Here is a 2,704-nt window from a genome sequence, read left to right as displayed (position 1 = left end):
ATGAAAACCGGTCGTTGACCGATTTTCACTAGCCTCGACCGAGGAGGTCTCGGTCGTGCGATGAATTTCTCCTTTCGTCGAAATTTTCTCACGGGCACAGCCCGTTCGACAGTAGAGGTGTCTTCGAAACCTCTCTTACATAGCCTTGGCCGAGGTTCCCTCGGCTGTCGATGAAGTTTCTCCTTTCGTCGAAACTTACATCGCGCCGCCCATACCGCCCATGCCGCCCATACCGCCCATGCCACCCATTCCGCCGGGGGCACCGCCGGGCGCGCCGCCTTCGTCATCGTCGTCGCTGACTTTGCCACCGGAGAGGTCACCAGCCGCGATGACGTCGTCGATGCGGAGGAGCATGACGGCCGCTTCCGTAGCGCTTTCGACCGCTTGCGTTTTCACGCGGAGCGGCTCGACGACGCCGTCCTCTTCCATGTCGACGATGTCGCCGGTGTATGCGTCGAGACCTGCGCTCGTCTGTCCACCGTCGTGTTTGCTACGGAGGTCCACGAGCGAGTCGATGGGGTCGAGACCCGCGTTCTCGGCGAGGGTGCGCGGGATGACTTCCAGCGTGTCAGCGAACGCTTCGACGGCCAGCTGTTCGCGGCCGCCGACACTGTCAGCGTAGTCACGCAGGGAGAGGGCGAGTTCCGTTTCCGGAGCGCCACCGCCGGGGAGCACTTTGCCGTCCTCGAGCGTGACGCGAACGACACCGAGGCTGTCCTCGATTGCGCGCTCGACTTCGTCGACGACGTGTTCCGTTCCGCCGCGGAGGATGAGGCTGACCGATTTCGCCTCTTCGACTTCCTCGACGAAGATGCGCTGGTCGCCGCCGACATCCTTCTGAGCGACGCTTCCGGCGACGCCGAGGTCGGCCTCGGTGATGTCGTTGACGTTGTTGACGAGCGTGGCACCGGTCGCGCGGGCCAGTTTCTGTATGTCGCTCGACTTCGCACGGCGGACGGCGAGGATGCCTTCCTGTGCGAGGAAGTGCTGTGCCATGTCGTCGATGCCACCGTCGACGAAGACGACGTCGGCGCCGACGTCGACCAGCGAGTCAACCATCTCACGCAGTTGGGATTCCTCTTGGTCGAGGAACTGCTGGAGTTGGTCGGGGTCGGTGACGTTGACTTCCGCGTCGATTTCCGTCTCGGCGATTTCGAGCGCGCCGTCGACGAGGGCCACGTTGGCGTCCTCGGCGAAGTACGGCATGTTGTCGTGGACGCGCTCCTTGTCGATGATGACGCCGTCGACGAGTTCGGAGTTGTCGATGGTGCCACCGACGACCTTCTCGACTTTGATGTTGTCCGTGTCGACGCCGTCCTCGTCGGCGACGCTCTGCACGGCGCTAACGACGAGGTTGGCGAGGTGGTCTTTGGCGTTCTCCGCGCCTTTGCCGGTCATCGCCGTCGCGGCGATCTTTTCGAGGTACTCGGTGTCGTCGGCATCGACTTCGATCGCGTTCTCTTCGAGGACTTCCTTCGCCTTCTCGGCGGCCTGACGGTACCCCTGTGCGAGGGTCGTGGCGTGGATGTCCTGTTCGAGCAGATCCTCCGCCTTCTGGAGGAGTTCACCAGCGATGACGACGGCGCTGGTCGTCCCGTCGCCGACTTCGTCTTCCTGCGTCTGGGCGACTTCGACGATCATGTTCGCCGCCGGGTGCTCGATGTCCATCTCTTTGAGGATGGTTACACCGTCGTTCGTTACGACGACGTCGCCCGTCGAATCGACGAGCATCTTGTCCATCCCTTTCGGGCCGAGTGTGGTACGTGCGGCCTCTGCGACCGCTTTCCCGGCCGTGATGTTCATCGATTGTGCGTCCCGTCCGGAGGTTCGCTGACTGTCCTCGGAAAGAACGATAAGTGGCTGGTTGCCCATTGGTTGTGACATAGTCATCATATCCGTTGATTGCGATTCTATATAAATCTTTCCTTGGTGCCGTGAGAACGAGGCACACGAGCCTCTCGACGGCGAGTGCCACGGAGTAACACGAATTATTTATATGTGAAAAATCGGATTTAACCGCTGAACTGGTGGTATTCCATCCCTTGGCGCTTCATCTCGTTGCGTTTGCGTTCGAGGAAGGAGTACACCGAGCCGTGTGGCGCACCGTCGAGGAGCATCTCGACTGCGCTTCGAACGACTTCGACCTGCTGTGGTTGGCCAATGATGCCGAGCGTCGTTCCGTAAATGACGACGTTCGCACCCGATAGTTCCTCCAGCAATTGCCGTGTTCGACCGTTCTCACCGATGAGACGGCCCTTCTGTCGTTGAAGGTCGTTCTTGTTACGCGCTGCAGCTTCGATATCCACGAGATCGAACAGCATCAAGTCGTCGTCGAGCAACGCAAGCGCCTCCTCGGGTGAGAACCCTCGACCGATGGCCTTCACGATGTCAGGTGCTTTCAACCCCTGAAGCGGGTCGCCGGTCTGTTCGACGCGCACGGAACCGTCGTCCGAGTCGATATCGAGACGCACCTCTGCACGGCTTTCGATTTCTCGCATCGTCTCACCACCTTGGCCTATGAGAACACCAATCCTGTCCTGCGGAATCGTCACGTGCTTCATACGAAACGCTATCACGTGAGGGCGTTTAAGCCCTTCCCTACCACCTTTTGCTGCAGTCGCAGGCAGAAACGACGACCATCGCAGTCGTCGTTTCTACTGGCTCCTTGGCAAAAGCTGGACCAAAAACCTCCTCACCCCCGTAC

2 protein-coding genes are annotated in these 2,704 nt (G+C 60.3%); both read right to left on the bottom strand.

Going from position 1 to position 2,704, the window contains the following annotated elements:
• Positions 1–195: 195 nt before the first annotated feature.
• A complete protein-coding gene (thsA, locus tag WBV42_RS06760) occupies positions 196–1,872 on the bottom strand; it encodes a thermosome subunit alpha (protein ID WP_423985350.1) in 1,677 nt (558 codons plus the stop codon).
• A 140-nt stretch (positions 1,873–2,012) separates the two neighbouring features.
• Positions 2,013–2,561 carry a KH domain-containing protein gene (locus tag WBV42_RS06755; RefSeq protein WP_066140570.1) on the bottom strand — a complete coding sequence of 183 codons (549 nt, stop codon included), beginning with the start codon at positions 2,559–2,561 and terminating at the stop codon, positions 2,013–2,015.
• Between the last annotated feature and the right edge of the window lie 143 nt (positions 2,562–2,704).

This window comes from Haladaptatus sp., assembly GCF_049589095.1.
GTDB lineage: Archaea > Halobacteriota > Halobacteria > Halobacteriales > Haladaptataceae > Haladaptatus.
Note: the sequence above shows the minus strand (reverse complement) of the source record. Positions and strands in the feature narration are given on the sequence as shown.

Bases quoted from the DNA above. Each gene is read 5' to 3' on its own strand.
- thsA (WP_423985350.1), bottom strand. From the start codon at position 1,872: ATGGGCAACCAGCCACTTATCGTTCTTTCCGAGGACAGTCAGCGAACC.
- WBV42_RS06755 (WP_066140570.1), bottom strand. From the start codon at position 2,561: ATGAAGCACGTGACGATTCCGCAGGACAGGATTGGTGTTCTCATAGGC.